Annotated in this window: 2 protein-coding genes and 1 pseudogene; 2 read left to right on the top strand and 1 reads right to left on the bottom strand. The window is 52.9% G+C overall.

What is annotated here, in order from left to right:
- Window positions 1-233, bottom strand: a pseudogene (locus ABYT07_RS19970) (IS5/IS1182 family transposase); the annotation flags it as partial.
- Between the two features lie 616 nt (window positions 234-849).
- Between ABYT07_RS19970 and ABYT07_RS19965 the strand changes: the two are divergent.
- Entirely contained in the window at window positions 850-2,250 is a 1,401-nt protein-coding gene (locus tag ABYT07_RS19965) for a selenium-binding protein SBP56-related protein (RefSeq protein ID WP_372993759.1), read from the top strand.
- Window positions 2,251-2,922: a hypothetical protein gene (locus tag ABYT07_RS19960; RefSeq protein WP_372993758.1), complete on the top strand. Its 672-nt coding sequence runs from the start codon at window positions 2,251-2,253 to the stop codon at window positions 2,920-2,922.
- The last annotated feature ends 383 nt before the right edge of the window (window positions 2,923-3,305 follow it).

The raw sequence follows: 3,305 nt of genomic DNA, 5'->3' as shown, positions 1-3,305 counted from the left end.
TTGGAAAGGTAGCGCTCGATACTGGTTTCAATGTCCGACAGTCGCCGCCTCACCTTGGCAGGCGTGAAGTTCTTATCCCGGTTGTTCACCGCTTTGAACTTGCTGCCATCAATCGCAACACCGTCACCGTTCAACAGACCGGCATGACGACATAACATCACAAACTGACTGCACACCTTGCGGATTGCTTTGCTGTTATCGCGCCTGAAATCCGAAATCTTTTTGAAGTCAACTATGCGCGCTATTTCTGCCGTTGGCGGCAAGCGTCGATGCGTCCGCTTTGGCGATGACAAAGAGCTAATGTCCTCCTAATCTGAAAGCATGAAACCGACGGAGTTGGGCGTGCAGTTATCCGATATCAGGCAAAGTTTCCCCATATTCAGGTTTTGGGCGGTTGTTGTGGCACCGACATGCGCCACATGAACCAGATCGCAAATGCCGCCCGCACACCTTAAGCCGACATTCGCCGCACTGAAGAATTGCGGAGGTGTGGGCTCGAACCTGCCTTTAGCCGCGTCTGCAAGTAATATCAGCGTCGAGGCGTTAGACGAGCGGCGGCGCTGCTGACAAAGCTGTATATGGCACAACTTCCCATAGGGTATGTAAATAGCACTGTTTGATAAAAGAGACGATTTTTTAACAGCACTTCTGAACTAATATCCTAGCGATACCACTCAACGGCCAACACTTTGGACCTCATCAAATTTTGACTCGGAGTTTGGTTAAGTTTGGTGTTAGCGTTCTGGTGTCAGCAGTTGCTACGTGAACAAGCGCTTTTCCAAATATCCGAAAGAGGCCCAAACAAAAACAGACCCAACAGGGCATTCATTTCTAACTGGGAGGAACGATATGAATCTGAGACCTGACCCCACATTCCACGCATCGCCAAAGCTCGCGATGGAAGCACCTATTGAAAACTATGCCTTTACCGTAATGCTGAGCCCTGATGGTTCACAGTCCGATGGCATCGCCGTCATTGACCTTATGCCCGGATCAGACACCTATGGCCAGATCGTACATCAGGTGATTGTTCCCAACAAAGGCGACGAATTTCACCACTTTGGCTGGAACGCCTGTTCATCTTCTCTTTCCCCACTGTCGGGGCATGCTTTCCTTGAGCGGCGGTACTTGATCGTGCCGGGCATTCGCTCTTCGCGCATCTATGTTATCGACGTCAAAAATCCGCTCAAAGCCCATATTCACAAGACGATCGAGCCTGAAGAACTATTTGCCAAGACCGGTTATTCGCGCCCGCACACGATCCATTGCGGACCCGAAGGCATCTATGTCTCATGCCTTGGCGGCGGCGGCGAGGACGGCACTGACGGCCCTCCGGGGATATTTATCATGGATTGCGAAACCTTCGAGATCGTCGGCCAATACGAAATGGATCGCGGCAAGCAAGACAAACACTACGATTTCTGGTGGAACCTGCCGCAGGACTACATGGTCAGCTCCGAATGGGGCCTGCCGCCGCAGTTTGAAAATGGCATTGTACCCGAGGATTTGCTGTCCAACAAATACGGTCACTCCATCCATTTCTGGGATTTGCGCGCGCGCAAGAACATTCAAACGATGGATTTTGGCGAGAACTACCAGATGGCACTGGAAATCCGCCCCGCGCATGATCCCAAAAAGTCATATGGTTTCTGCGGCGTTGTCGTGGATACGACCAACCTCCAAGGCGCAATCTTTACTTGGTGGCGCGATGATGATGGCGTTTGGCAATCAAAAAAAACCATTACCATTGATCCGCGCCCCGAAGACCCCGCGAACCTGCCCCCCCTGCTGCAAGGCTTTGGCGCTGTGCCGCCGCTGGTCACGGACATCGACCTCAGTTTGGATGACAAATACCTTTATGTGGCGTGCTGGGGCTTGGGCGAGATGCACCAGTATGATGTCAGCGATCCGATGCACCCCGTGCTTGCGGGTAAAGTCGAATTGGGCGGTATCGCCAAGGGTGAAAAACACACCAACGGAAAACCCTTTGCGTACGGGCCGCAGATGGTCGAGATCAGCCGCGACGGAAAGCGCGTGTACTGGACCAACTCGCTGTATTCCACATGGGACGACCAGTTTTACCCCGACGACGAGGGCGGACAGATGGTGATGGCCGATGTGGGTGAAAACGGTGGGCTGTCGCTAAACAATGATTTCTACATCGATTTTCCGAAGGGTCTTCGTGCGCACCAGATCCGGCTTGAAGGTGGGGACTGCTCTACTGACAGCTTTTGCTACCCGTCTGTCTGAATGAGCGACGGATTTTCTTCTGTGGCGGCCCTCTGGGGGGCCGTCATTTTTTCTGGCCTCTACCATGGGATAAACCCCGGAATGGGCTGGCCGCTTGCCGTCTCCGCAGCATTGATGGAGCGGAACCCGAAAGCCATGCCAAAGGCATTAGCTATGCTGGCCCTTGGACATTTTCTCGCCATGATCGGCATTTTACTACCGTTTACCTTGATGGTCGTGCTGATCGAGTGGGAGGTCGAAATTCGCATTGCAGCAGGCTTTTTGGTCATGGCAATGGGTATTTATCTCGTTATCAACAGGCGGCACCCGAAATTCTTGGCGCGGGTTCACCCGGCGCGCTTGGCACTTTGGTCATTTCTCGCGGCGTTGGCACATGGCGCGGGGCTCATGTTGGTTCCGATCTATCTTGGCATCTGCGCCATTGGCGCGACCGAGACCGGTCACCTTGCGGCGCAAAACCTGATGGGTGATACTATCTTTACGGCATTTGCAGTTGCAGCTGTACACACCTTCTCCATGACAATCGCAGGCGGGCTGATCGCCATGGCGATCTATTTTTGGCTTGGCCTCAAGTTTCTTTCGCGGACATGGTTTAATATGGATATCGTTTGGGCACTGAGTTTGGTTCTGGTCGGTGCATTCGGCATTTACTCAGCTTACATGGATCACTGAGACAGCATCTTCAGGCGATTTTCCTCAAAACGCGATCCTTGGTGTATCGTGTAGGAAAATTTCGCCTCTCCACCCGCTGTTGCCATTTGTCAGCTGGGCGGCATCACTCATAATTGGCCTCAAAAGTTGCCGTCAGTCGTACAGATGCTGAATGGCCGTTAGGCTCGCTGGCCTCGACAGGTGGACGCAGCACTCTAATCTTTAGGAAGAAATGGAATGTTTCAAAGGCGGAGGCTCACGATGCCCGCTGTGCGGATGGGGTGGATGGCTCCTGCATCAATCGGCGTCGCAATGCGCCATAGTGCAGTTGCTATGAACTGCTTATGAGAGGAGCCACCCAATGCATGTTACAACAATGGGCCTTGATCATTGACCGGCAGGGT

Origin of the sequence: Sulfitobacter sp. (assembly GCF_041552635.1) — a bacterium.
Taxonomy (GTDB): domain Bacteria; phylum Pseudomonadota; class Alphaproteobacteria; order Rhodobacterales; family Rhodobacteraceae; genus Sulfitobacter.
Note: the sequence above shows the minus strand (reverse complement) of the source record. Positions and strands in the feature narration are given on the sequence as shown.